19 protein-coding genes and 1 riboswitch are annotated in these 25,681 nt (G+C 71.9%); of the genes, 10 read left to right on the forward strand and 9 right to left on the reverse strand.

Translation table 11 applies throughout. The features are described 5' to 3' along the window. Positions 1–265: 265 nt before the first annotated feature. From ABZ659_RS17925 to ABZ659_RS17935, 3 genes are all read right to left on the reverse strand, one after another. Entirely contained in the window at positions 266–1,444 is a 1,179-nt protein-coding gene (locus ABZ659_RS17925; protein ID WP_360220320.1) for a VWA domain-containing protein, read from the reverse strand. A gap of 124 nt (positions 1,445–1,568) precedes the next feature. Then, positions 1,569–3,983 carry a DUF5682 family protein gene (locus tag ABZ659_RS17930; RefSeq protein ID WP_360220323.1) on the reverse strand — a complete coding sequence of 805 codons (2,415 nt, stop codon included), beginning with the start codon at positions 3,981–3,983 and terminating at the stop codon, positions 1,569–1,571. A 72-nt stretch (positions 3,984–4,055) separates the two neighbouring features. Beyond that, a complete protein-coding gene (locus ABZ659_RS17935; protein WP_360220326.1) occupies positions 4,056–5,231 on the reverse strand; it encodes an AAA family ATPase in 1,176 nt (391 codons plus the stop codon). A 132-nt stretch (positions 5,232–5,363) separates the two neighbouring features. Here ABZ659_RS17935 and ABZ659_RS17940 point away from each other — a divergent pair, with 132 nt between their 5' ends. Next, a complete protein-coding gene (locus ABZ659_RS17940; protein ID WP_360220329.1) occupies positions 5,364–6,731 on the forward strand; it encodes an SWIM zinc finger family protein in 1,368 nt (455 codons plus the stop codon). 148 nt (positions 6,732–6,879) lie between these two features. Then, positions 6,880–8,502 (forward strand): DUF5691 domain-containing protein, encoded by a 1,623-nt coding sequence (locus tag ABZ659_RS17945; RefSeq protein WP_360220333.1) that lies wholly within the window; start codon positions 6,880–6,882, stop codon positions 8,500–8,502. 74 nt (positions 8,503–8,576) lie between these two features. Here ABZ659_RS17945 and ABZ659_RS17950 read toward each other — a convergent pair whose 3' ends face one another. After that, positions 8,577–8,993, reverse strand: coding sequence for a cobalamin B12-binding domain-containing protein (locus tag ABZ659_RS17950; protein ID WP_360220336.1), 417 nt, complete (start codon positions 8,991–8,993; stop codon positions 8,577–8,579). Between the two features lie 455 nt (positions 8,994–9,448). Between ABZ659_RS17950 and ABZ659_RS17955 the strand changes: the two genes are divergently transcribed. Together ABZ659_RS17955 and ABZ659_RS17960 are read left to right on the forward strand one after the other, a co-directional pair. Then, positions 9,449–10,327 carry an alpha/beta fold hydrolase gene (locus ABZ659_RS17955; protein WP_360220339.1) on the forward strand — a complete coding sequence of 293 codons (879 nt, stop codon included), beginning with the start codon at positions 9,449–9,451 and terminating at the stop codon, positions 10,325–10,327. 212 nt (positions 10,328–10,539) lie between these two features. Beyond that, positions 10,540–12,090: a M23 family metallopeptidase gene (locus ABZ659_RS17960; protein WP_360220342.1), complete on the forward strand. Its 1,551-nt coding sequence runs from the start codon at positions 10,540–10,542 to the stop codon at positions 12,088–12,090. A 93-nt stretch (positions 12,091–12,183) separates the two neighbouring features. Here ABZ659_RS17960 and pcrA read toward each other — a convergent pair whose 3' ends face one another. After that, complete coding sequence (gene pcrA, locus ABZ659_RS17965) at positions 12,184–14,634, reverse strand: DNA helicase PcrA (RefSeq protein ID WP_360220345.1); 2,451 nt, start codon at positions 14,632–14,634, stop codon at positions 12,184–12,186. A 293-nt stretch (positions 14,635–14,927) separates the two neighbouring features. Further along, a riboswitch (cyclic di-AMP (ydaO/yuaA leader) is annotated at positions 14,928–15,099 on the forward strand. 7 nt (positions 15,100–15,106) lie between these two features. Here pcrA and ABZ659_RS17970 point away from each other — a divergent pair. Continuing rightward, positions 15,107–16,309 (forward strand): NlpC/P60 family protein, encoded by a 1,203-nt coding sequence (locus ABZ659_RS17970; protein WP_360220348.1) that lies wholly within the window; start codon positions 15,107–15,109, stop codon positions 16,307–16,309. Between the two features lie 53 nt (positions 16,310–16,362). Here ABZ659_RS17970 and ABZ659_RS17975 read toward each other — a convergent pair whose 3' ends face one another. Further along, positions 16,363–16,716 carry a hypothetical protein gene (locus tag ABZ659_RS17975; RefSeq protein ID WP_360220351.1) on the reverse strand — a complete coding sequence of 118 codons (354 nt, stop codon included), beginning with the start codon at positions 16,714–16,716 and terminating at the stop codon, positions 16,363–16,365. 414 nt (positions 16,717–17,130) lie between these two features. On the opposite strand from ABZ659_RS17975, the gene ABZ659_RS17980 reads away from it, so the two are divergent. Next, complete coding sequence (locus ABZ659_RS17980; protein ID WP_360220354.1) at positions 17,131–18,189, forward strand: C40 family peptidase; 1,059 nt, start codon at positions 17,131–17,133, stop codon at positions 18,187–18,189. A 24-nt stretch (positions 18,190–18,213) separates the two neighbouring features. Here the strand turns inward: ABZ659_RS17980 and ABZ659_RS17985 are convergent, their stop codons facing one another. Together ABZ659_RS17985 and ABZ659_RS17990 are read right to left on the reverse strand one after the other, a co-directional pair. Beyond that, the gene (locus tag ABZ659_RS17985) at positions 18,214–18,960 is read right to left on the reverse strand and encodes a response regulator transcription factor (protein WP_360220357.1); all 747 of its coding nucleotides are present in this window, start codon (positions 18,958–18,960) and stop codon (positions 18,214–18,216) included. Continuing rightward, a complete protein-coding gene (locus tag ABZ659_RS17990; protein ID WP_360220360.1) occupies positions 18,957–20,249 on the reverse strand; it encodes a PspC domain-containing protein in 1,293 nt (430 codons plus the stop codon). The genes ABZ659_RS17985 and ABZ659_RS17990 overlap by 4 nt, the downstream gene beginning before the upstream one ends. A gap of 189 nt (positions 20,250–20,438) precedes the next feature. Between ABZ659_RS17990 and ABZ659_RS17995 the strand changes: the two genes are divergently transcribed. From ABZ659_RS17995 to ABZ659_RS18010, 4 genes are all read left to right on the forward strand, one after another. Further along, a complete protein-coding gene (locus ABZ659_RS17995) occupies positions 20,439–21,932 on the forward strand; it encodes a PspC domain-containing protein (protein ID WP_360220363.1) in 1,494 nt (497 codons plus the stop codon). Beyond that, positions 21,919–22,218 (forward strand): hypothetical protein, encoded by a 300-nt coding sequence (locus ABZ659_RS18000; protein WP_360220366.1) that lies wholly within the window; start codon positions 21,919–21,921, stop codon positions 22,216–22,218. The genes ABZ659_RS17995 and ABZ659_RS18000 overlap by 14 nt, the downstream gene beginning before the upstream one ends. A 152-nt stretch (positions 22,219–22,370) precedes the next feature. Next, entirely contained in the window at positions 22,371–23,918 is a 1,548-nt protein-coding gene (locus ABZ659_RS18005) for a recombinase family protein (RefSeq protein WP_360220369.1), read from the forward strand. 349 nt (positions 23,919–24,267) lie between these two features. Further along, positions 24,268–24,861, forward strand: coding sequence for a recombinase family protein (locus ABZ659_RS18010; RefSeq protein ID WP_360220372.1), 594 nt, complete (start codon positions 24,268–24,270; stop codon positions 24,859–24,861). Here ABZ659_RS18010 and ABZ659_RS18015 read toward each other — a convergent pair. Further along, the gene (locus ABZ659_RS18015; protein WP_360220375.1) at positions 24,837–25,367 is read right to left on the reverse strand and encodes a DoxX family protein; all 531 of its coding nucleotides are present in this window, start codon (positions 25,365–25,367) and stop codon (positions 24,837–24,839) included. The two genes, ABZ659_RS18010 and ABZ659_RS18015, sit on opposite strands and share 25 nt — an antisense overlap. Positions 25,368–25,681 lie beyond the last annotated feature (314 nt).

Consider the following 25,681-nt stretch of genomic DNA (forward strand, 5'->3'; position numbering starts at 1 on the left):
TGCCGCGAAGGGCAACGTGACGACGTCCGCTGTGTCACAAGGAAAGCGCACACGGTGTCCGAGGGCGCGGCATGTCCGCCTCGCAGGTTATCCCCGGTTGGCGAAGCTCTCTAAATCGCATCTCACACGTGAGCGGTGATACCTGTCACATGATGCCGCCCTCTCCGGCACCCAGTGCCGCGAGTGAGGGGGCTCACCAGGTCGGGGCCGCCCTGGTGAGCCCTCTGATCAGCGCCTATGGCTCAGCGTAGGGAGCGGGACGGGATCACGCTCCCTTTCCCTGGGCCGTATCGGGTATCGGCAGCGGACGCTTCTCGATCGCCGCCGCCATCACCTCCGGGAACAGGTCCGGCGTGCAGGCGAACGCCGGTGCGCCGAGGCCCGCGAGCGCGGCGGCGTGCTCCCGGTCGTAGGCGGGCGCCCCCTCGTCGGACAGCGCGAGCAGCGTCACGAACTGCACCCCGGACGCCTTCATCGCCGCCACCCGCTTCAGCATCTCGTTGCGGATGCCGCCCTCGTAGAGGTCGCTGATCAGTACGACGACGGTGTCCGCGGGCCGGGTGATCTGCGACTGGCAGTACGCCAGCGCCCGGTTGATGTCCGTACCGCCGCCGAGCTGGGTGCCGAACAGGACGTCCACCGGATCGTCCAGCTGGTCGGTGAGGTCGACGACGGCCGTGTCGAAGACGACCAGGCGGGTGCTGATCGACCGCATCGACGCCAGCACCGCCCCGAACACCGACGCGTACACGACGGACGCCGCCATCGACCCCGACTGGTCGATGCAGAGGACGACCTCCTTCTTCACCGACTGCGAGGCACGCCCGTAGCCGATCAGCCGCTCCGGGACGATCGTGCCGTACTCGGGCAGGTAGTGCTTGAGGTTGGCCGCGATCGTGCGGTTCCAGTCGATGTCGTGGTGGCGGGGCCGGTTGATCCGGGCGCTGCGGTCGAGCGCGCCGGTGAGCGTGGCCCGGGTACGGGTGGCGAGTCGCTTCTCCAGGTCCTCGACGACCTTGCGCACGACGGCACGCGCCGTCTCCTTCGTCGTCTCCGGCATCGCCTTGTTGAGGGAGAGCAGGGTGCCGACGAGGTGCACGTCGGCCTCCACCGCCTCCAGCATCTCCGGCTCCAGCAGCAGCGTGGACAGCCCGAGCCGGTCGATCGCGTCCCGCTGCATGACCTGCACGACGGACGACGGGAAGTACGTCCGGATGTCCCCCAGCCAGCGCGCCACGGAGGGCGCCGACGCCCCGAGCCCCGCCGACCGGTCCTTGCCCGTCTGCGGTTTGTCGCCCCTGCCGTACAGCGCGCTGAGCGCGCCGTCCATCGCGGCGTCCCGCCCGGTCAGCCCGCATCCGGTGCCGTCGGCGGCATCACCGCCGAGCACCATCCGCCACCGCCGCAACCGCTCCCGCCCGGCGTCGACCACGTCGGCCGTCATACCCCCACCCCCGCAGATCCGTGCGCCTCGCCGACGCCCGCCGCTCCGGCGGCCCCGTCCACCGCCCACAGCCACGCCACCGGAGGCACGGCAGCCGCTCGTCCGACGTCCATCACGTCCGCCTTCATGCCCCTGCCCCCGCCAGCTCGTGCCCCTCGCCGACCCCCGTCGCCTCGACGGTGTCGTCCCTCCCCAACAGCAACCGCACCACCGGCAGCACGGCGTCGGCCCGCCCGGCGTCCAGTTCCGGGGCGAAGCCCGGTATCCCGGCGCCCGTGGCCCGTGCCCGGCTCGGCTCCCCGGGTGCTCTGCGCACCAGTTCCCCGAGGGTGCGGCGGACGCCGGGTTCGTACGCCGAGAAGGTGCGGCGCAGCAGTGGCAGCACGTCCGTGAACGCCTCCGCGGACACCCCGGTCAGCCAGCCGTCGATCAGCGCGAGCAGCCGTTCGTCGTGCACGAGGAGCATTCCGCCGCCGCCTCCGCCGACGAACCCCTCGATCCACGCGGCGGCGTCGGCCGGTGGCGTCCCCGGGGACAGGGCGAGCCCCATCAGCCGTGCCGCGTCGCCCGCCTCCACCTCCCCGTCGTCCAGCAGCAGCCGCACGGCCCGCCCCCGGATCACGCCGGGCACGGTGTCCCGGGCGGACAGCACCCGCAGTACGCCGTGCCACCGGTCACGCAGTCCGGTGTGGGCCGGGGCGGCCGTCTCCGCGGCGTCCCCGAGCAGCCCCACCGCGCCGTGCACCGCGTCGACGTGACGCCGCATCGCGTCGGCGGCGTCCGCGTCGAGCGCGGCGCAGGCCGGGGGCAGCCCGACGAACACCCGCTCGGCGAGGCCGGCGGCGACCTCCGTCAGCGCCCCCGTGTCCGTGCCGCGCACGTCGCCGTAGCGCAGGGAGCGCACCAGCGCGGGCAGGGCCTGCGCGAGGTGGCCGACGTCCGTGTCCAGGGCGGCGCGGTCGGCGAGGATCCGCATCACCACGGGCAGCGCCCGCGCCAGGTCGGCCAGCAGGCAGTGCTCGGCGAGGCCGGTGACCTCGGCGAGGCCCTGCGCGGTGGTGGCGTCGGCCTCCGCCCTGGCGGTCGCGGCGGCCAGCACGGTCGTCCCCCACACCCCGGCCTCGGCGACCCGCACGGACAGCTCGGGCTCCCAGCGCAGCCGCCAGGTCTCCCGGAAGGTGCCGGTGCTGCCCCGCGAGGACGCCGGTTCGCCCCAGCCGACGCCGAGCAGCCGCAGCCGGTGCAGCAGCCTGCTGCGCTCGCCGTCGGTCTCCTTGCGCAGGTCCAGTTCCAGCTCCCGCTCCAGCGCCTCCGGCTTGAGCCGCAGCCGCCGCTGCAAGCGGGTCAGGTCCCGCTGCAACGGCACGGCGGGCGCCGACGGCGGCACCTCCCCCAGCACGTCCCCGACGACCAGCCGGTCGTGCACCAGCGCCAGCGGCACGTCCGAGCCCTCGCACATCACCGCCCGCACGGCGTCCGTGGTCTCGCTGAGGCCGGGCAGCGGACGGCCGCGCATCGCGGCGAGCGTCTCGGCCAGCCGCACCGCCTCGATGACGTGCGCCGAGGACACCATCCGGTCCTCCTCGCGGAGCAGCCCCGCCACCCTGGTCAGCCAGCGCTCGACCGGCCGGTCCCGCGCCCCGAACAGGTGCCCGTACCAGCCGGGCGAGTCGATGCCCGCGCCGTACCCGCTGGCCCGCGCCAGCCTGCGGTACGTCCAGGGCACCCACGTCATGTCCGTCTTGACCCTGGGCAGCCCCCTGAGCAGCGCCCGGTCCGCGCTGACGGTCGTCCTGCGGCGCAGCGCGGGCACGTGCCACGCCCCGCACACCACGGCCACGTCCTCCCCGAACTCCTTTAGCGCCGCCCGCATCTGGAGGCGCATGTGGGCCTCGCGCACCAGGTCCCGGTCGTCACCACCGCTGCCGTACGTCTCACGCAGCGCCGCCATCGCCTCCTCCAGCGCGGTGAACGGCGCGAACGCGTCCCCCGCGCCGACGCCCCGGTGCTCGACGACGTCCTCCCACCAGCGCTCCGGGTCGTCGTAACCGGCGGCTTCGGCGAGCACGGCGAGGGGGTCCACGCGGACGTCCGGCCCCTGGGGCTCGCCTTCCGTCCCTCCCCCGCTGGCCTCCGGGGCGGGGGCGTCGGCGCCGGTCCCCTCCTCCGGCGCCCCTCCCCTCTCCCACGCCAGGGAGTGCGTCGCCGGGAGGTCGATGAAGCGGGCCGGGACGTCGTGCTCCAGCGCCCAGCGGATGGCGACCCACTCCGGGGAGAACTCGGCCAGCGGCCAGAAGGCCGAGCGGCCGGGTTCGTCCACGGCGTGGGCGAGCAGCGCGACCGGGGGCCGCATCTCCTCGTCGGCGGCGAGCGGGATCAGCGCGTCGGCCTCCGGCGGGCCCTCGATCAGCACGGCCCGGGGCCGCGCCGCCGTCAGCGCCGCCCGCACCGCGCGTGCCGACCCCGGGCCGTGGTGCCGTACCCCGAGCAGCAGCGGCCGGGCCGGGCCGCCGCCCGCGTTCCGCTCAGCCTCGCTCACACCGTCCCCCTTTGGGTTTGGGCTTGGGCCAGCCCAGGTCGTCGTCCACCCGTGCCCCGCGCAGCGTGCCGGTCATGCGCTCACCTCCCGGCAGGCCCGGTAGAAGTCCTTCCAGCCGTCCCGCTCGCGGACGACCGCCTCCAGGTACTCCTGCCAGACCACCCGGTCCGCCGCCGGATCGCGGACGACGGCGCCGAGGATGCCCGCGGCCACGTCGCCGGACCGCAGCACGCCGTCACCGAAGTGCGCGGCCAGCGCGAGTCCGTTGGTGACGACGGAGATCGCCTCGGCGGTGGACAGGGTGCCGCTGGGCGACTTCACCTTCGTCCGGCCGTCGGCCGTGACCCCGTCGCGCAGCTCACGGAAGACGGTCACCACACGGCGGATCTCGTCGATGCCGTCGGGCACGGCGGGCAGGTCCAGCGAGCGGCCGATCTGGTCGACGCGCCGCGAGACGATGTCGACCTCGGCCTCGACGCTCTCCGGCAGCGGCAGCACCACCGTGTTGAAGCGGCGGCGCAGGGCGCTGGACAGGTCGTTGACACCGCGGTCGCGGTCGTTGGCGGTGGCGATCAGGTTGAAGCCGCGGACCGCCTGCACCTCCTGGCCCAGCTCCGGTATCGGCAGCGTCTTCTCCGACAGGATCGTGATCAGCGTGTCCTGCACGTCGGCCGGGATCCGGGTCAGCTCCTCGACCCGCGCCGTCATCCCCTCGGCCATCGCCCGCATGACCGGGCTGGGCACGAGGGCGTCGCGGCTGGGGCCGTGGGCGAGCAGCTGCGCGTAGTTCCAGCCGTACCGGATGGCCTCCTCCGGTGTTCCGGCGGTGCCCTGCACCAGCAGTGTGGAGTCCCCGCTGACCGCGGCGGCCAGGTGCTCGGACACCCAGGTCTTGGCGGTGCCGGGAACGCCGAGCAGCAGCAGGGCGCGGTCGGTGGCGAGTGTGGTGACGGCGACCTCGACGATGCGGCGCGGGCCCACGTACTTCGGCGTGATCACCGTGCCGTCCGGCAGGGCGCCGCCGAGCAGGTACGTCGCCACGGCCCACGGCGACAGCTTCCAGCGGGCCGGACGCGGTCGGTCGTCCTGCGCGGCCAGCGCGGCGAGTTCGGCCGCGAAGGCGTGCTCGGCGTGCGGTCGCAGCGCCTCGCTCGGCTCATCTCCCCGCGCTTGCGCGGATGCCGGTTCAGCGGATTCCGGTTGCGCGGACGCCGGTTCCACGGATGTCGGTTCTACGGACACAGACATGGCTGAGGCCCCCTCAAGCTCGGCCGGTTCGAATCTGGTGTCCACCGTGCACCATCCCACTGACAATCGCTCTGACCTGCGACGATGTGCTCGTCAGGCCGATTGTCAGTGGGGGGATCTACCTTCGATGGCATGACTCAGCAGGGGGTGCGCTGGACTGCGGACCAGGTGCTGGCACTGGCGCCTGACGCCGCGTCACGCAAGGCGGGCAGCAAACTCGGGGCGGCGGGGCCGTGGTCCGAGGCGGGGAGTACCGACGAGGGGACGGTGTGGGGCCTGTGCAAGGGCAGTGGCAGCAAGCCGTATCAGACGGTCGTCGACATCGCGGACGCCTCCGGGCCCGCGTACAAGTGCAGTTGTCCGAGCCGGAAGTTCCCGTGCAAGCACGCGCTCGGGCTGCTGCTGCTCTGGGCGGGCGGCGACGGCGCGGTGCCGGGTGCGGAGCCCGGTGCGGAGCCGCCGGACTGGGCGGAGCAGTGGCTGGCGGGCCGGAGGAAGCGCGCGGAGGACAGGAAGGCGGCGGGCGGTGGGGGTTCCGCGTCGGGTCAGGCTGACCCGGAGGCGGCGCGGCGGCGGGCGGAGCGCCGGGCGGCGCGGATCACCGCGGGCGCCACGGAGTTGGAGCAGCGCCTGGCCGACCTGCTGCGCGGCGGACTGGCCGCTGCGGAGCAGGCGGGGTACGGGCTGTGGGAGGAGACCGCGGCCCGCATGGTCGACGCCCAGGCGCCCGGCCTCGCGGCGCGGGTGCGGGAGTTGGGGGCGATACCGGGGACGGGGCCGGGCTGGCCGGTGCGGTTGCTGGAGGAGTCCGCGCTGCTCCACCTCCTCGACCAGGGCTGGCTGCGCCGGGAGCGGCTGCCCGAGGACCTCGCGGCGACGGTGCGCTCCCGGGTCGGTCTGCCCGCCTCGGCGGAGGGCCCGCCGGTGCGCGACCGCTGGCTGGTCCTCGCCCGGTACGACACGGCGGACAGCAAGCTGACCACCCGCCGCGTCTGGCTGTACGGCACCGACTCCGGGCGTACGGCGCTGCTCCTCTCCTATGGTGCGGCGGGCCGCGCTCCGGAGCTGGCGCTGCCGGTGGGGCTCGCGCTGGAGGCGGAGGTGTCCGCCTATCCGGGCGCCGGGCAGGCACGGGCTTCCCTGGGCGAGCAGTTCGCCCCGCCCGCGCCGGTGGCGACGCGTCCGCCCGGGGTGTCGACGGCGGAGGCGGCCACGCGGTACGGCGAGGCGCTGCGCGCCGACCCCTGGCTGGATTCCGTCCCGGTGACGCTGGACCGGGTCGTACCGGCCCCGGACGGCGACTCCTGGCAACTCGCGGACGCCGACGAGGAGGCGGCCCTGCCGCTCACCCCCGTCGCGCGCTCGCGGCCGGGCCTGTGGCGGCTGGTCGCCCTGTCCGGCGGCGCGCCGGTCAAGGTCTTCGGCGAGTGCGGCCACCAGGGCTTCACCCCGCTGACGGCCTGGCCCGAGGGCGCGGGAGCGGCGGTGCCCTTGTGCTGACCGCCCACCGGACGCGCCGCCACGGCGGGACCGGACGCCCGCAGTCCAGCCCTCACCCGGCCGTAGGCATCACCCTCACCGGGCGGCACCCCGCACCGGCCACGCCACTCGCCCCACCCGTCTCACCGATCCCACGGAAAGGACCCCTGTGACCAGGACCTCCGCTCCCACGGACCCGACCGCGCCGGGTGCCCCCTGGGAGGAACTCGTCACCACCGCGCTGCTCGGCACCGAGCGCCGCACCCCGCCCGGCACCGCGCCGGGCCGGGAGGCACCGGTGGCGCTGCTGGACGCGGCGGCCGTGGAGACCGTGCGGCGGCGGGCCGGGCTGCGGCCCGCGCGGGCGGCCACCCGGCTCGCTCCGGCCCCGGAGGAGACCCGCGCGCCGCTGCCCGACGCGGCGGCCCGCAGGCTGGCGCTGCTGCTCGCCGACCGTCCCGGCGCGGGCGGCGGCGGGCGGCGGGGCACGGCGCCCGATCTGATGGAGCTGCTGCCGCAGTGGCTGACGGCGGCCAACGCCCGGGGCTTCGCCGCACCGTCCGAGGCACTGCCCGCGCTGCTGGACGCGGCGAGGGGCCGTACGGACCTGCGCCCCGCGGTGCTGATTTTCGCGGGACCGCGCGCCCTGTGGCTGGCCCGGCTCAACCCGGACTGGCGGTTCGCCCTGCGCGCCACGCCGGGCGGGGGCGCCACCCTGCCGCACCTGGACGACGCCGGGCGGGTGGAGCAGGTGTGGCAGGAGGGCCTGTTCGCGGAACGGGTCGCCCTCCTCGCCGCGATACGCGCCCGGGAGCCCGCCGCCGCGCGGGAGCTGCTGGCGTCGACGTGGGCGACGGAGCGGGCCGAGGACCGGCTGATGTTCCTCGACTCGCTGCGTACCGGTCTCGGCGCGGCGGACGAGCCGTTCCTGGAGCAGGCGCTCACCGACCGCAGCCGGAACGTACGGGCCACGGCGGCGGAGCTGCTGTCGGCGCTGCCGGGTTCGGCGCTGGCCGCGCGGATGGCGGTGCGGGCGGGAGCCTGTGTGGCCCTGGACCACACGGGCGACGGGCCGGTCATCTCCGTCGAGGCGCCGCACGAGTGCGACGCGTCCATGGAGCGGGACGGCGTGGTCGCCAAGGCACCGACGGGCCGGGGGGAACGGTCCTGGTGGCTGGGTCAGTTGGTGGAGGCGGCCCCGCTCGACAGCTGGCCGCGGCGGCTGGGCGGACGGACCGCGCGGGAGATCGTGGCGCTGCCGGTGGCGGACGACTGGCGGGCCGAGCTGCACGCGGCCTGGTGCCGGGCGGCCGTGCGGCAGCGGAACGCCGAGTGGTCGCGGGCGCTGCTCGGCACCCCCGCGGCACCGGAGGCGGGCGGTCCGGGGGCGGTGTCCCTGGCCGAGCGCGCCAAGCTGCTCGGCACGCTCGGCGCCGGGGAACGGGCGGACTGGGTGGCCGGTTTCATCGCCGCGCACGGCCTGTCGGAGGCGTTCCAGCTGCTTGGCGTCTGCGGGGTGCCGTGGTCCGCGCCGCTGGGGCGGGCGGTGGTGGACGCGCTCAACATCGCCCGGGACGCGGGGAGTTACCCATGGAGCTTCAGCGGGGTGATGGGGTTGGCCGAGCGCTGCCTCGACCCGTCCGAGGCGACCCGTCTGGACGGCCTGCTGGCCGTGCCGGAGGAACCGGAGGACGCGTCGCCGGGGGCGGGCGGCTACTGGTCGGAGGCGTTCCAGCGCCTGGTCACGACCTTGCGGCTACGGGGGACGATGCTGGCGGAACTGGAGGCGTAGCGAACGCCGCCACCCCGCCGCCGGACACGGCACGGGCCCGGATCCGGCGGCGACCCCTCTGGATCCTCGCCGTCCTACGCCCCGGCGGGCTGCCGCACGTTGGCCCGTACCCAGTCCACGATCGACGCCGTCGTCGCGCCCGGCGTGAAGATCTCCGCGACGCCCTTCTCCTTCAGCGGCGCGATGTCCCCCTCGGGGATGATGCCGCCGCCGAAGACCAGGATGTCCTGGGCGTCGCGCTCCTTGAGGAGGTCGATCACCGCGGCGAAGAGCGTGTTGTGCGCACCGGAGAGGATGGACAGCCCGATCGCGTCGGCGTCCTCCTGGATCGCGGTGTCGACGATCTGCTCGGGAGTCTGGTGGAGGCCGGTGTAGATGACCTCCATACCGGCGTCCCGCAGCGCCCGTGCGATGACCTTGGCCCCGCGATCGTGGCCGTCGAGCCCCGGCTTGGCCACCACCACGCGGATCGGACCGGCTGCCACACCCATCACTGCCTCCATGAAGCGACTACATCCTCCGTACCCGACAAGTACCGCACACATCGCGCGGGTCGCGCATGTGGCGCATACCACTCATTCACGGCGGAGTCCCCGCACCACGTCGGACGGGGAAGTGAACGAACGTTATCGCCAGCATCCCGCAACCGGCAGTTTCGGGGCGTGGAGCGAGGGGGAAATCACACGGTGGGACACGTTCGCCGCGCACCGTTCCGAGTCTCCGCGGCCCAGACGCCGCGCACCCCCGCGGCCGTAGGGCCGCGGCGACCGGCGGAACACGCGCCACGGGAGCCGCTACGAGGTTGCCGCACCCCCGCGCCACAGGCCGCGCGGCCCGGGGGTGCGGCACCGCACACCCACGCACCGTCACGCGCCTCAGCCCGGCTTCCCAACCAGGGCACACGGGGGAGAGAGCCGTCCTCCGGCGTGCCGACAGGAGGTCGGCCATGAAGGTCACCGGGCTGCTGCCCATCCGCTTGCTCCCCTTTCCAGCTCCCGGCCGACTGGCGGGACTCTCCCTGGCCCTGCTGAGGGCGACGGCGCTCGAAGTCGCGATCCTCGCGGGCCACCTCCTCCTCTATCCCTCCGGCATCATCCAGGAACGCCGCTCGGAAGAGACTGGACCGGCGCCGGACGGCGCGGCCCCACTGCCGACGCGGGCGCTGCCCCCGGTCGTGCTGCTGCACGGGTTCATCGACAACCGCTCGGTCTTCGTCCTGCTGCGCCGCTTCCTCGCCCAGCACGGCAGGCAGCAGTTGACGTCGCTCAACTACTCCCCGCTGACGTGTGACGTGCGCACCGCCGCCGCGCTCCTCGGTCGGCACATAGAGGAGATCTGCCAACGCACCGGCAGCGACCGGGTCGACGTCGTGGGGCACAGCCTGGGCGGGCTGATAGCGCGGTACTACGTGCAACGGCTCGGCGGCGACACGCGCGTACGCACCCTTGTCACCCTCGGCACCCCCCACTCGGGTACACGGGTCGTGCCGATGGCGAACGCGCACCCCATCGTGCGCCAGATGCGCCCCGGTTCGGCGTTGATGGAGGAGCTGTCCCGGCCCGCGCCGGACTGCCGTACGCGATTCATCTGTTTCTGGAGCGATCTGGACCACCTGATGGACCCGGTGGCGGCGGCCCGCCTCGACCACCCCGATCTGCCCACGCAGAACGTGCAGGTCACCGGCATCGGACACCTCGCCCTGCCGGTCCACCCCGCGGTGGCGGCCCGCATACGGCAGGCCCTCGACGACACCTCCACGGACACGTCGGCCCCGGCGCGGACCGGCACCCGCGCCGCGCGCGCCAACGGCCTGCGCCTGGCGTGAGAACGGCCGGGAGGGCGGCCGGAGACAGCGCCCGACGGTCGAACAATCTTCGAACACAAGGCCAAGCCTGCGCCTACCGACCGCCAAAAGGCGGCCGAATGCCCGTTTCCTGCGGGCGTGAAACCTGCTGAAGATTGTCGTGCCCGCGTACCGCCGGGTACAGTCGCCGCACTGCTCTGGCAGCCCCTGTTGTCGAGGCGAAAGAGAAGTTGGTGAACGATCGTCACCCGTCGGGGACCATGACGTCCCCGGCTCCGGCTTCCGACGCCGCCTCCGCGCACTACGCGCCCTACGGCGGTCAGGAAGCCCAGTACGGTGACCTCACCACGTACGGCGACCATGACGCCACTGGTTTTGAGGGCGGCTACGGCGCCACCACCCACACCACCGCCGCCTTCTCCGCCGACCCCCTCTTCGGCGCCCTCCCGGACCACGGCCAGGCCACCGGCGCGTACGACGCCACCCAGTGGGCCACCGGCGGCCACCAGACGCTGGACTACGACCCGTACGCCGCCCAGCACCACGCCGCCTACGACGCCAGCGCCTACGACACCGGCGCCCACGACACCGTGAACTGGACAGCCGAGCACCAGCAGCTCGCCGGTATCCCCCACCAGGCGACGGGCAACGACACCAGCGGCCAGTGGGACGCGAGCGCCTGGCTCCCGCCCGAGCAGTCCACGGGCGCGGCACCCGACCAGACCCAGCAGTGGGACTGGGGCACGCAGACCTTCGAGACCGGCACCTACGACGCCACGCAGTGGAACTCCGACGGCACCGGACACGACGAGCACGGCTACCCGCGGGACGCCTACGCGTCCCAGGCGGATCACGACCCCTACGGCCAGCACCAGGTCCCGGACCACGAGGGCTTCCCTGATACCGGGGCGCCCGACGCCCACCAGGAAAGCACCGACGACGAACCCGAGTTGAGCCGCACCGGCGAACTGCCCGCCGTGGAGCCGCTCCTCGACGACCAGGAAGAAGGCGCGCCGCTCCCCGCCACCCGCGCCGCGGCCCGCGCGTCCCGCTCCCGCCGCCGCCAACCCGCCCGGCGCTCCGCGCTGCTGACCGTCGCCGTCCCGTCGGCGTGCGTGATGGGCGTCGCGGGGATCGCCGCCGCCTCGGTCAGCGGTTTCAGCGAGGACGAGCAGGAGGCGCCCGCGTCCGCCGCGGACGCACCGCCGGTGAAACCGGCCGCCGCCAACGACAAGCTCGCCACCCAGCTGGAGTCCCTCACCGCCGAGGCGAACGACTTCGGCGACCGGGTCAGCCGTACCCAGGAGCGCATCGACCTCAAGGCGGAGCAGGAGGCCGAGCAGAAGCGGGCGGCGGCGGAGGCGGCCCGCAAGGAGCGGCTGCGCCCGAAGTTCGCCCTGCCGGTCGCGGCGCACGGGCTGAGCGCCTACTACGGTCAGGCGGGCATCAACTGGATGTCCGTGCACACCGGCATCGACTTCCCCGTCTCCTACGGCACCACGGTGATGGCCGCGACCGACGGCACCGTGCGCACCGAGTACAACACCGCCTACGGCAACATGATGATCGTGACCGCGATGGACGGCACGGAGACGTGGTACTGCCACCTCTCCAGCTACCAGGTCCCGTCCGGTACGACGGTGAAGGCGGGCGACGCGATCGCGTTCTCCGGCAACTCCGGCAACTCGACCGGTCCGCACCTGCACTTCGAGGTCCGGCCCGGCGGTGGCTCGTCCATCGACCCGCTGGCGTGGCTGCGCAGCCACGGCCTGGACCCGTCGTAACGCGTCAGCCGTAACGGTTCTGCCAGCGCTGCCAACGCCAGCGGGCCCGCCGTACGGCACGGGCCCACCCCCGCTGGCCCGTGCGCGCGCTCCCTACAGCTTCTCCACCGGCGCGTACCGCAGCAGCAGCCGCTTCGGCTTGGCGTCGCCGAAGTCGATCGTCGCCTCGGCGTTCGCGCCCGTGCCCTTCACCGCCGTCACCGTGCCGAGCCCGAACTGGTCGTGGGTGACCCGGTCCCCGACCGCCAGCGCGACCACCGGCTTCTCGTCGGTCCTGCGGGTGGCGAACCCGGACGCCCCCGAAGCCGAGGACCGTGAACGCGACGACGACAGGGACGCCGCCACGCCCGAGACCGGGCCCGCCGGGGCCGCGGAGCCGCCGGTGCGCTTCCAGTCCACGTGCTCGCCGGGGATCTCCTCCAGGAAGCGGGAGGGCGGGTTGTACTGCGGCTGGCCCCAGGCGCTGCGCATCGCCGAGCGGGTGAGGTAGAGCCGCTCGCGGGCGCGGGTGATGCCGACGTAGGCGAGGCGGCGCTCCTCCTCCAGTTCCTTGGTCTGGCCGAGGGCGCGCATGTGCGGGAAGACGCCGTCCTCCATGCCGGTCAGGAAGACGACCGGGAACTCCAGGCCCTTGGCCGTGTGCAGGGTCATCAGGGTGATGACGCCGTCGCCGTCCTCCTCGTCGGGGATCTGGTCGGAGTCGGCGACCAGCGCGACCTGCTCCAGGAAGTCGGCGAGCGTGCCGGACTCCTCTTCCCCGCGTTCCTGCTCGAACTCCAGCGCCACGGCCGCGAGTTCCTGGAGGTTCTCGATACGCGTCTCGTCCTGGGGGTCGGTCGACGCCTGCAACTCGGCCAGGTAGCCGGTGCGTTCCAGGACGGCTTCCAGGATCGTCGCCGGACCGGCGCCGGACTCGACGATCGTCCGCAGGTCCTCCATCAGCGTGTTGAACCGCTTGACGGCGTTGGTGGACCGCGCGGCCATGCCGTACGCCTCGTCGACGCGGCGCAGCGCCTGCGGGAAGCTGATCTTCTCGCGCTGGGAGAGCGCGTCGATCATGGCCTCCGCACGGTCGCCGATGCCGCGCTTGGGCACGTTGAGGATGCGGCGCAGCGGGACGGAGTCCTCCGGGTTGGCGAGCACCCGCAGGTAGGCGAGGACGTCCCGGACCTCCTTGCGCTCGTAGAAGCGGACCCCGCCGACGACCTTGTAGGGCAGGCCGACGCGGATGAACACCTCTTCGAAGACACGGGACTGGGCGTTCGTCCGGTAGAAGACCGCGACGTCCCCGGCCTTCGCCTCGCCCGCGTCGGTGAGGCGGTCTATCTCGTCGGCGACGAACTGCGCCTCGTCGTGCTCGGTGTCGGCGACGTAGCCGGTGATGCGCGCGCCCGCGCCCGCGTTGGTCCACAGGTTCTTGGGGCGGCGGGACTCGTTGCGCTCGATGACGGCGTTGGCGACGGTGAGGATCGTCTGGGTGGAGCGGTAGTTCTGCTCAAGGAGGATCGTCGTCGCGTCCGGGTAGTCCTCCTCGAACTGGAGGATGTTGCGGATGGTCGCACCGCGGAAGGCGTAGATCGACTGGTCGGCGTCACCGACGACGCACAGCTCGGCGGGGTCCTGGTCCTCGCCGGAGGGGCCGACGAGTTCGCGGACGAGGGCGTACTGCGCGTGGTTGGTGTCCTGGTACTCGTCGACCATGACGTGCCGGAAGCGGCGGCGGTAGTGCTCGGCGACGTCCGGGAAGGCGCGCAGCAGGTTGACCGTCGTCATGATCAGGTCGTCGAAGTCGAGGGCGTTCGCCTCGCGCAGCCGTGACTGGTACAGCGCGTACGCCTGGGCGAGCGTCTTCTCGAAGCCGTCGGTGGCCTGGGCGGCGAAGTCCTCCTCGTCGACCAGCTCGTTCTTCAGGTTGCTGATCTTGGCGCTGAACGACTTGGGCGGGAACCGCTTCGGGTCGAGGTCCAGGTCGCGGCAGACCAGGGCCATCAGACGCTTGGAGTCGGCGGCGTCGTAGATCGAGAACGACGAGGTGAAGCCGAGCCGCTTGCTCTCCCGGCGCAGGATGCGCACGCACGCGCTGTGGAACGTCATCACCCACATCGCGTTCGCGCGCGGGCCGACGAGCTGCTCGACGCGCTCCTTCATCTCGCCCGCGGCCTTGTTGGTGAAGGTGATCGCGAGGATCTGCCCGGGGTGCACACCGCGGTCGGCCAGCAGGTGGGCGATGCGGTGGGTGAGCACCCGGGTCTTGCCGGACCCGGCTCCGGCCACGATGAGCAACGGGGAACCCGCGTGCACGACGGCGGCGCGCTGGTTGTCGTTCAGCCCCGCGAGCAGGGCGGCGGAGTCCACCACCGGGCGGGGCGCGCCGTCGCGGTAGTAGGCGTCGCGGTCCGGGGGCACGTCGAACTTCCCGCTGAACAGATCGTCCGGAACCGGCTCCGGTACGTGATCGTCCTCGGGCGGCGGCGGGGGTTCGTCCGCGGGGCCGCGCTGGGCCTGGAGGTCCGCCAGGAAGCTGTCGTCAAAGAGGCTGCTCATCGCTCTCCGAGTCTAGGGTGCCGCACTGACAACCGGAGCCGGATCCCGCCGACCCGGCGCCCGCACCGCCCGGGACCGCCGCGGTCCGCGCCACGGCCCCGGACCGCCCCAGCCCGCGCGCCCCTCGCCCCGACCGTCACGGATCACTCCAGCCCGGACACGGTGAGCGACGTTCCGGATAAGGTCACGAAAATGTATCGGGCATATCACCCACCAACCTTCACAGCCACCACACGAGTTGGCTACGGTGCCGAGCGGGCCGTACGACCCCCTCCGGCGAACGTCGCCGGGCCGCGCGGCCTCCGCCGAGTCCGGCGTGCCCGCGTGGCAGTGGCCGGAGCCGGGGACCCACCGATCCCGGGGTGAATCGGCTCACTCCTCCTGAGGGAGTGGCCGTAGGGCAACCCTTCCGAACCACCCGCCCGAACCCGACAGCTAACCCGGTAGGCGGTACATGGAAGGAGTCGCCTCCTTGGCGTCGCACCGCAAGTCACGTGCCGCGGGCAGCCGCGTGGCCGGTATCCGCACCCCCGGCCTGGCCACCGCCGCCCTCACCTCCGTGGCCCTGCTCTCCCAGACGGCCAACGCGGCCCCCTCGGACGACCGGCCGAGTCTGGAGGAGGTCGAGAAGAAGGTCGACGACCTCTACCGCCAGGCCGAGTCGGCGACCGAGAAGTACAACGCGGCCAAGGAGAAGACCGCGAAGCAGCGCAAGCAGGTCGACACCCTCCTCGACGACGTCGCCAAGCGCACCCAGAAGCTCAACGACGCGCGCGAGGAACTCGGTTCCTACGCCGCCGCCCAGTACCGCACCGGCGCCGCCGCCCCCACCACGGCGACCTTCCTGCTCGCGGACTCACCGCAGGACTACTTCGACCAGACCCAGCTCATGGGGCGGCTCACCAGCACCCAGAAGTCGGCGGTCGACGACTACTTCGCCGAGCAGACGGCGACGATGGAGAAGCGCCAGGAGGCCACCGACAGCCTTGAGACGCTCACCGAGTCGCGGGACGACCTCAGGACGGCCAAGTCCACCGTCCAGAAGAAGCTCGCCGACGCGCGCGACCTGCTGTCGGAGCTGACCGCCGAGGAGAAGGCGCGGCTCGCGGCGATCGAGAAGAAGAAGCAGGAGGAGGCCGAGCGCAAGGCGGCCGAGCTGGCCCGCCAGCAGGCCGAGGAGCAGCAGCGCCAGGAAGACGAAGCGGCAGCGGCAGCGGCGGCGGCCCAGGAGCAGGAGAGCGGCACCTCCGGCGCGACGGGCTCCACCGGCACCTCCACCGGTACTTCGACGGACCCCGCGGCCGACTCCTCGTACGCCTCCAAGGCCGAGAAGGCGCTCGCCTTCGCCCGCGCCCAGATCGGCAAGCCGTACGTCTGGGGCGCCACCGGCCCCGACTCCTACGACTGCTCCGGACTGACCCAGGCCGCCTGGAACGCCGCCGCGATCTCCCTGCCGCGCACCACCTACGACCAGGTCAACGCGGGCACCACGGTCTCCCTGTCCAGCGCCCAACCCGGTGACCTGGTCTTCTTCTACGACGACGTCACCCACGTCGGCATCTACATCGGCAACGGCATGATGATCCACGCCCCGAAGCCCGGCGCCTACGTGCGCGAGGAGTCGGTCTACTACGACGGCGAGTCCTCCATCCACAGCGTGGTACGGCCCGCCTGACGCCCACGCTTCCTCCGGGGGCCGGGCACGGGCCGGGCCCCCGGAGCGGGACCTCAGGTCCAGAGCACCGCGATGAAGATGTTCGTCGTGGTCAGCAGGCCGACCAGGCCGAAGAGGCCCTTGTCCACCTTCTCCTCGTCCCGCTTCACGTAGACGAGCCCGAGGATCACGATCAGCAGGGCCAGCTTCACGCCGATCTTGACGTTGTCGAGGGTCCGGTCGTCGGCCTGGTTCAGGCCGACCAGGACCACACCCGTGACCAGCATCGTCAGGGCGCCGTGCAGCATCGCGGGGACGAAGCGGGCGGTGCCCTGCCCCATCGCCTTCATTTGGGTGAGGAAGCCGCCGAGCAGCGCGGCGATTCCGATGACGTGCAGGCCGACGAAGAGGTGGATGAGTACGTCCATGGAGCCGGAGCCTAGCCACGGCCACCCCGCCGTCCGACACCGGCCCACCCCTACGGGGCCCTTCTGCCGCGCCTTGCATATATGCGCCCATAGCAGCCGCCCCGCCGCGTCGGCTCCCGGTTTCCCCACATCGGTCAGCGCACCGCGCGAAGTCGACGGCCCGCCTCGGGAGCCCCGGTCATCCCCGGTCGTCCGGCGATCCGCTGGAGTCACTTCCGTACAACGTGTCACCGGCTGGACACGCCCGGGATTAGCGTCCTCCCCCAGGTGACCGGCTCCCCAACCCGCCCTCGCCAGGGGCGGCGTCGGCCACCCCCGCCGAGAAGGTCCGGCGGCGGTCCACTCCCCTGTGCGGGCCGCCGACGGGCGCGTCCCCCCGCTCCTCACGGCCGTACGAAAGGATGTGCAGCCCAGGTGGCAGCGCACCGCAAGCCCCCACAACGTCCGGCAGGCGGCACCACCGTCCGGACCGCCGCCACCCTCGTCCTGGCGGGCGCGGCCACCGCGACCGCCTTCGACGGCACCGGGCACGCCCAGCCGGACCTCACCCCGGCGCAGGTCAGGGCCAGGGTCCACCAGCTCTACCAGGAGGCGGAGGCCGCCACCGACCAGTACAACGGGGCCCGGGAGAAGGCCGAGGCCGCCGAGGAGCGGCTGGCGGAACTGCGCGACGAGGCGGCCCGCAAGGAGGACCGGCTCAACTCGGCACGCGAGGAACTCGGTTCGGCCGCGGCGGCGCAGTACCGCGGTGGCACCCTCGACCCCACGCTCCAGCTCGCCCTCTCCGACGACCCCGACCGCTACCTCGACGGCGCCGCGTTCGCCGAGCGCGCGGGCCACCGGCAGGCCACCACCGTCACCCGTGTCCACCAGCAGATGCGGGAGATCGAGCGGTTGCGTGGCGCCGCCCGCGTGGAACTGGCCTCCCTGAAGTCACGCCAGACGGAGCTGAAGCGCCACCGGCGGACCATCACCGGCAAACTGGACGCCGCCGAACGGCTGCTCGACCGGCTGTCGGCCGGCCAACGCGCCCGCGTCACCTCCCCCGCCGCCCCCGACCGCGCCTCCCGTGCCTCGACCGGCCCCCGCGACAGCCTTCCCCCTCCCACCACCGCCGCCCCCGACTCCCGCACCGCGGCGGCCGTCTCCTACGCCTACCAGGCCCTCGGCAGCCCCTACGTCTGGGGCGCCACCGGCCCCGACGCCTTCGACTGCTCCGGCCTGACCCAGGCCGCCTACCGCGCCGCCGGGGTCTCCCTGCCCCGCACCACCTACGCCCAGATCGGCGCCGGACGCCGGGTCTCCCGCTCCGAACTCCTCCCCGGCGACATGGTCTTCTTCTACTCCGGCATCAGCCACGTCGGCCTCTACGTCGGCGGCGGCCAGATGATCCACGCCCCGAACCCTGCCTCACCGGTACGGCTGGCCCCGATCAGCGAGATGCCGTTCGCGGGGGCGACCCGGGTGGTGTGAGCGCGGAGTCAGTGCGAGGCGGCCTCACACCAGCCGTCGCGCCGTGGCCCATCTGGTCAGCTCGTGCCGGTTGGACAGCTGGAGCTTCCGCAGGACCGCCGAGACATGGGACTCGACCGTCTTCACGGAGATGTAGAGCTGCTTGGCGATCTCCTTGTAGGCATAGCCCCGGGCGATGAGCCGCAGCACCTCACGCTCGCGCTGGGTGAGGCGGTCGAGGTCCTCGTCGACCGGCGGGGCGTCGGTGGAGGCGAACGCGTCGAGGACGAACCCGGCGAGCCGCGGCGAGAAGACCGCGTCGCCCTCCTGGACCCGGAAGATCGAGTCGACCAGGTCGGTGCCGGTGATCGTCTTGGTGACATAGCCCCGGGCACCGCCCCGGATCACCCCGATCACGTCCTCCGCCGCGTCCGAGACGGACAGCGCGAGGAAGCGGACGGGCTGCTCGGCGTCCGCCATCAACGGGGCGCACCGGCGCAGCACTTCCACCCCGCCGCCCCCCGGGAGGTGCACGTCGAGGAGGACGACCTCGGGGCGGGTCGCCGTGATCACCGTGACCGCCTGGTCGACGTCGGCGGCCTCACCGACCACCTCGACGCCGGTCTGCTCGGTCTGGCCGATCTCGGCCTGGACGCCGGTGCGGAACATGCGGTGGTCGTCGACGAGGACCACCCGCACCCGGCGTCCGGGCGCACCGCCGCCCGCGGGTGGCGCGGACTCGGCCGACTGTGCCGCTGCCGCGGTGCCGTTCGTCTCGGAAGGGTCGCTCATGACGTCTTCTCCGCCCTCTCCATCTCCAGCTCGACCTCCGTGCCGCCGTCCGGCACCGCGCGCAGTCGCGCCGTGCCGCCGTGGCGCTCCATGCGGCCGATGATCGATTCTCTAACGCCCATGCGGTCGGCGGGTATCGAGTCGAGGTCGAAGCCGGGGCCGCGGTCGCGGACGGACACGAAGACCGTCTTGCCCTCGACTTCGGCGTAGACCTGGACGGCGCCGCCCTCGCCACCGTACTTGGCGGCGTTCACCATTGCTTCGCGCGCGGCCTGCATCTGGGCGGCGGTCTTCTCGTCGAGGGGGCAGTCGCCCACGACGACGACCTCGAGCGGGACGCCGTGCTTGTCCTCCACCTCCGCGGCGTTGCGCCGCACCGCCTCGGCGAGGGTGGTCGGCTCGTCGGCCTCGTCCTTGCCGGTTCCCTCGGGTTTGTAGAGCCAGGTGCGCAGGTCGCGCTCCTGGGCGCGGGCGAGACGCCGTACCTCGCCGGGGTTGTCGGCGTTGCGCTGTATCAGCGTCAGGGTGTGCAGCACCGAGTCGTGGACGTGGGCGGCGACCTCGGCGCGCTCCTGGGCGCGGATGCGCATCAGACGCTCCTCGGAGAGGTCCTGGGTCATCCGGACCAGGTAGGGACCGGCGAGCAGGGTTATCCCGACGAGGACGGCGAGGGCGGCCTGGAGGACCGAGCCGAGGTGCGCGGCGGAGCCCTTCAGGACGAAGATGCCGGTCACGCCCGCGGTGACCAGCAGGACACCGGCCACCGTGCGCAGCAGGTTCAGCGTGCGCCTGCGGCGGCCGACCTCGACCCAGCGGGCCCGGCGGGCGTTGTCCGCCTGCCGCCAGACCAGGGCGACGCCCGCGCCGACGAGGACGGTGGGCCAGAGGTACGCCTGCGCCCCGGTGCCGAGGTTCACGTTGCCCACGAAGATCATGGCCACGACGACCATGAGGAGCAGGGCGACCAGCTGTCCCTTGTCCGGTTTGCGGGTGACGAGCCTGCGGCGGCCGTCGGGTGAGGTCTCCGTGTGGACGAGGGACGGGGGGCGCTGGGCCTCGACCCCGCCCACGCCGAGCGGGACGAAGAACCAGAACGCGGCGTACAGCAGGGCGCCGAGACCGTCGGCCATGAACAGGCCGACGAAGACCAGGCGCACCCAGACCACGGGCAGCCCGAGATGCCCGGCGAGCCCCCGCGCCACGCCACCGAGCCAGCGTCCGTCGCTGCTGCGGTAGAGCTTGCGCGGCGGCCGCGGTGACATGACTGGCGCTGCTGCGGCTTCCGGCATGTCATCGATGGTCACACGACGGCCGGGCCCGGGCATCAGGGTCTGTCCCCGAGACTCCCCTGATCTTCCCGGGGTGCGGACGCCGCCCGGCCTCGAACGCTTCCCCCGCGTCGGGTCAGGGGTGATTTCAGGGTTCGGCCAGGGTCGTACCGACTGCCGCGGCGGCGGATCGCCCGTCACCATGGACTCATGACTGATCACCAGCACGCCGCGGACGCCGTGCCCGAGGCGGGGCCTCCGTCCGACGCGGCAGCCGCGGCCGCCGCGGGTGAGGAACCACGCGCGCACGGACACGCGGACGCGCACGGGCACACGCACCCGGGCGCGCGGAGGGAAGCGGCACCACCGGGCCCACCCGGCTCCGGCGGCCCGTCCGGCTCCGGCGGCCCGTCCGCCGAGACGGACGTGATCGAGACGTTCCGCAAGTTCCGTCGTGAGCGGCGGCACAAGATGCTGGCCGGGGTCTGCTCGGGTCTCGGGCGGCGCTGCCACATGGACCCGGTGATCTTCCGGATCACGCTCGCCGTGCTCTCCGCGACCGGCGGCATCGGCCTCATCTTCTACGGCTTCGCCTGGCTCTTCGTCCCCTACGAGGACGAGGAGGAGAACGAGGTGCGCAAGCTCCTGACCGGCCGGGTGGACGGCCAGGCGCTCGCGGCGGTGCTGTTCGCGCTGGTCGGCTGCGGGGTGTTCCTGTCGATGCTGCGCAACGGCGGCGTGCTGACCTTCGCCGTCGTCCTCTCCATACTGCTGGCGGGCGCCGGGTACTGGTCACAGCACCGCGACGCCCCGGACCCCGACCCCCTGGCCGCGCAGGCCGCCGCCGACGCCCCACCCGAGGCCCAGGCGCCACCGGTCCCGGCGGCCTACCCGTCCTGGTGGCGCGACCCGATCGTCAAGGACGGCACCCACGTCGGCGGCACCGGCTACCTGTGGGGGCCGTCGGACTCCCGGGAGCGGGACATCGCGGCGGCCGTCAACATCGGCCGGGGCAATTCCGCCCAGGCGACCATGGCGGGCTGGCAGGCCCAGCCGCCGAAGCCCCGCGGCCCCCGCTGGACGGGTGGCTGGATCGCCCTGCTCGCCTTGGTCGCGGGCTCCCTCGGCACCGGGCTCAGCTGGGAGGAGCAGCCGCTCGGCACGAGCCTCCAGATCGGTCTCGCGGGAATGCTCATCGTGCTCGGCCTGGGCATCGCGGTCAGCTCCTTCCTGGGCCGCACCGGCGCCGGTTCGGTGTTCCTGGTGATCATCACGGCGGGCCTGCTCGCCGTCGCCGCGGCCCTGCCGAAGGACATCACCACGCACTGGACACGCACGACCTGGGAGCCCACCGCGGTGTCCCAGGTCAGGCTGAAGTACGAGCTCGGCACCGGCGTCGGCACGCTGGACCTGTCCGGGCTGGACCTCACCGGGGACCGGACGCTGTCCACCAGCGTGGAGGTCGGCCTGGGCCAGCTGCGGGTGATCGTCCCGCGGGACGCGACCGTGAAGGTGAGCGTCGAGGTCGGCGTGGGCGACATCCAGCTGCCCGGCGAGGAGCGGCAGGACGTCGACGTCCAGCCGGGCCGGTACGAGGAGAGAACCCTGGCCCCCGCCAAGGGGGGCGAGGGTGCGGGCGGCACGCTCGACCTCGATCTCGAGGTCGGCGTGGGACAGGTGGAGGTGAGCCGTGCTGCGTCATGAGTTCCAGCCCGGTCGGCTGGTCGCGGGGTTCTTCGTCAGCGTCGCGGGCGTCATCTACGCCGGTGACGCGGGCGGAGCCTGGGAGACACCGTGGTTCGTGGTGATCCCGGTCGTCACCGGCGGCCTCTGCCTGGCAGCCGTCGCGGGACTCGTGGGCCGCGGCATACGCCGCCACCGCCGGTCGAGCCGACCCGGCTCCGGCTCCGGCTCTGCCTCTGGATCTGGCCCCGGCTCCGGCTCGACCGCGTCACCCGACCCGGAGCCACACCCCCGGAGTCGGAGCTGACCCGCGTCAGCTCCGCCTCTCCACCCGTCCCTGACGCCGCGCGCGCCAGACGGCGTCCAGCGACAGCAGCGGGGCCCCGGCGAGGACGAGGGGCAGCCAAGCCATCAGATATGCGAGGTCACTTGCATATCGCTGTTGTAGCGTCGTGATCCATGAAGCCTGTGCGCGTACTGATCGCCCTCAGGATCAGCAACGAGACCGACGCGTCCACCTCGCTGGAGCGACAACTCCAGGACTGCACGGCCTATGTGAACGAGAGGCAGCATCTCGGGTGGCAGGTGGTGGGAGTAGCCAGAGACGCTCACATCTCCGCCACCAAGTCACACCCCTTCGAGAGACCGGAACTCGGAGAGTGGCTGAACAACCGAGCCCCCGAGTTCGACCTGTTGCTGTTCTGGAAGATGGACCGGTTCGTCCGCAAGGTCGTCGACATGCAGGACATGATCAAGTGGGCGACCGCACATGGTGGCAAGGCCTTGGTTTCGGTCAAGGAACCCGTGCTCAACATGATCGGCCCTTTCCGGCATGTCATCATCGACCTGTTCGCGGCTATCGCCGAAACCGAAGCGCAGAACATCTCCATGCGCGTCAAGTCGTTCCAGAGCTACGCCAAATCGAAGAACGTCTGGGCCAAGGGAAACCCGCCCTACGGCTACGAGTCGTTCCGGGACACCGACGGCGCGATGAGGCTTCGGGTCCGGGAGAATCAAAAGCAAGTCATTCGAGAGATGTACAAGCGAGTAGTCGAGGACGGAGAATTTTACTCCACCATCTGTGATGAATTCAACGCCAGAGGGATTCTTTCCCCTGCGGGCGAGAGGATGTCGGAGCGGCGAAAGAAGAACGGCACACCCACGCCTGTGTGGCGGAGTCGCACCATCACCAACATCCTGAGGTCGGAAACCATCCTCGGCTGGAAGTGCGAAGAGGTGAAGGTCCCCGGAAAGAAGTACGGGACACCGCAAGCCATCCTCACATCTGAAGGGAAGATTCGGATGGCAGACCCCATTCTCACGGACGAAGAATGGGCGAAGCTCCAGCAGGAGATGAACGGGCGCCCCGGTGCCGCGCGCCGCTCCACAAAAAACACGACCGCCTATCGCGGAGTTGTCCTCTGCGGCGGCTGCGGGAGGAACTTGTACCTCTTCAACCCGGAAAGACAGCAAGGCAGGCCGGTGTACCGGTGCAACAAGTCAGCAAATCGGGAGTCCTGCGGCAAGGGGTACACCTTCCGGGCCGAGAAGGTGGAGGGGCTTGTCGAGACGATGATCCTCGGAACCATCGGGGACTTCCCTATGCATGAGCGCCACTACGTAAAAGGGTCGAACAACTCTCAGAGGCTTCGGGAGATCGAGGAGTACGCAACGGAACTCCAGAGATCCATCCGCCCCGGCGGCAAGAACTCATCGGGATTCGCGAAGAAGGCCACGGAAGAAGAGATTGCAGCCCTCTACGAGGAACACGATTCCCTGGCGGCCGAGGGAGACAAGCCGGACAGGTATGAGTACCGGGACACCGGGGAGACCTTCCGCCACATGTGGGAGAGGAACAAGGGAAATGAAGCCGAAAGGACACGTCACCTGCTGAAGGCAGGGATCACCATCCGGCTACACCCACTCACCAAGGGAGTCTCCAACACCACCGACTTCGGTGGAGAGGTGGACCTAGGAAACAGAAGTGAACCATTCACTATTCACTGACTCTGCGAGCATCCTCCTCGAAGGGGATGCCCACTGACAACAGTGGTTTCTGGAGACTTTTTTCGTGGGGGAGTATACCCCCCACATTGCATATGTACGTGTCCTTTGCTGAAGTCCGGGACCGAGCTCATCAAAAGTGAGAGCGAGGTCACACGGTGACCGACAGGGGCCCCGGGAGCTTTCTCAGAAAGCCTCTAAAGACCCTTATTCCGCAACCGGAATAGTCCAGAGTCGGCATGGGCGAGGGACAACGGCCTGCGTAGCGTCGATCAGCGAGGTTCCAACAGGGGCCGGAGCCAAGGGGACACCATGGCACGCGAGAAACTGACTCGTCTCACTGGCAAGTCCGATGACGACACCCACCACCCACCTCATCGGCCACGCCCGAGTCTCAACTGGCGACCGGGAGGCACAGTTCCAGCGCGATGCCCTCACCGCAGCGGGATGTTCTCCGATCTTCCCGGACAAGGCATCCGGCAAGAACACCGACCGCCCCGAACTGAGCGCAGCACTCGCCTACCTCAGAGAGGGAGATGTCCTGGTCGTCTGGAAGCCGGACAGGCTCGGAAGGTCCCTCATCGACCTTGTGGGCATCGTGGACGGCCTGAGGGAGCGCGGGATCGGCTTCAAGGAGCTCACGGGGGCCCTCAGCGCCGTAGACACCACCTCTGCGGACGGTCGGCTCTTCTTCCAAATCATCGCCGCCATGGCCGAGTTCGAACGTTCTCTGATCAAGGGCAGGACCAAGGCCGGACTAGAGGCGGCCAAGGCGCAAGGGCGCACCGGAGGGCGCCCCACGGTCGTCACCGATGATCTACTGACCGTCGCCAGAGCAAGGAAGGGCAAGGGCGAGAGCATCAGCGCCATCGCCAAAGCTCTAGGAGTGTCCAGGGCGACGCTGTACAGGCACCTGTCGGACTACCAGGCGGACTCTGACCGCTGATGCCGTCGGCCCCTGATCAGGGCGTCCAGTGACCAGTACGGGGCTCCGGCCAGCACCAATGGCACCCAGCAAAACATATACGGGAGATCGTTGCCGTAGTAGTAGGGGTCAGAGGCCCAGCTGACGGTGAGCCACAGGCTGAGGGAGATCAGCGCCCCGCCGAGGGAGGCGAGGCGGGCGAGGAGACCGAGGAGGGTGCCGATGCCGACGGCGAGTTCACCGAGGGCGATGGCGTAACCGAAGCCGACGGGGCTCTTCAGGGCGAGGTCGACCAGGGCCGGGATGGCGGAGGAGTCGCGGACGCCGCGCATCAGGTCGCCGATCGACCCGGCCCCGGCGTCCCGCATGAAGGCGCCGTCGGTGAGCTTGTCCAGACCGGCGTAGACGAAGGTGACCCCGAGGAAGATCCGGAGCGGAAGGAGGGCGTAGCGGGTGGCGGTGTCCCGCCAGCTGCCGTCGCCCCCGAGACGGGGGGTGCGCGTATCCGTGGGGAACCCGTGTGTCATCGCTGCCGCTGCCTCTCCACCCATTACCGTACGCACGGCCGAAGGGCCGCACGCACGACCATACGCACGGCGGGGGAAGACCGCTCAGTCCTCGTCCACCGGATCGTCGTCGAGACCCGTGCTCCCCCCGTCACGCTCTACCCCGCCACGCCACGCCCCGCCACGCGCCGCCACACCCCGCGCCGCCATACCCCGCCCCGCGCCGCCACGCCCCGCCCCGCGCCGCCACACCCCGCCACACCCCGCCCCGCGCCGCCACACCCCGCGCCGCCATACCCCGCCCCGCGCCGCCACGCCCCGCGCCGCCACGCCAC

Source organism: Streptomyces sp. NPDC006997, from assembly GCF_040635175.1.
GTDB lineage: Bacteria > Actinomycetota > Actinomycetes > Streptomycetales > Streptomycetaceae > Streptomyces.

Coding starts and splice junctions, on each gene's coding strand:
- ABZ659_RS18015 (WP_360220375.1), bottom strand. CDS start 25,367: ATGACACACGGGTTCCCCACGGATACGCGCACCCCCCGTCTCGGGGGC.
- ABZ659_RS17985 (WP_360220357.1), bottom strand. CDS start 18,960: ATGAGCGACCCTTCCGAGACGAACGGCACCGCGGCAGCGGCACAGTCG.
- ABZ659_RS17935 (WP_360220326.1), bottom strand. CDS start 5,231: ATGTCTGTGTCCGTAGAACCGACATCCGTGGAACCGGCGTCCGCGCAA.
- ABZ659_RS17955 (WP_360220339.1), top strand. CDS start 9,449: ATGAAGGTCACCGGGCTGCTGCCCATCCGCTTGCTCCCCTTTCCAGCT.
- pcrA (WP_360220345.1), bottom strand. CDS start 14,634: ATGAGCAGCCTCTTTGACGACAGCTTCCTGGCGGACCTCCAGGCCCAG.
- ABZ659_RS17990 (WP_360220360.1), bottom strand. CDS start 20,249: ATGCCGGAAGCCGCAGCAGCGCCAGTCATGTCACCGCGGCCGCCGCGC.
- ABZ659_RS17995 (WP_360220363.1), top strand. CDS start 20,439: ATGACTGATCACCAGCACGCCGCGGACGCCGTGCCCGAGGCGGGGCCT.
- ABZ659_RS18005 (WP_360220369.1), top strand. CDS start 22,371: ATGAAGCCTGTGCGCGTACTGATCGCCCTCAGGATCAGCAACGAGACC.
- ABZ659_RS17925 (WP_360220320.1), bottom strand. CDS start 1,444: ATGACGGCCGACGTGGTCGACGCCGGGCGGGAGCGGTTGCGGCGGTGG.
- ABZ659_RS18010 (WP_360220372.1), top strand. CDS start 24,268: ATGACGACACCCACCACCCACCTCATCGGCCACGCCCGAGTCTCAACT.
- ABZ659_RS17940 (WP_360220329.1), top strand. CDS start 5,364: ATGACTCAGCAGGGGGTGCGCTGGACTGCGGACCAGGTGCTGGCACTG.
- ABZ659_RS17950 (WP_360220336.1), bottom strand. CDS start 8,993: ATGGGTGTGGCAGCCGGTCCGATCCGCGTGGTGGTGGCCAAGCCGGGG.
- ABZ659_RS17975 (WP_360220351.1), bottom strand. CDS start 16,716: ATGGACGTACTCATCCACCTCTTCGTCGGCCTGCACGTCATCGGAATC.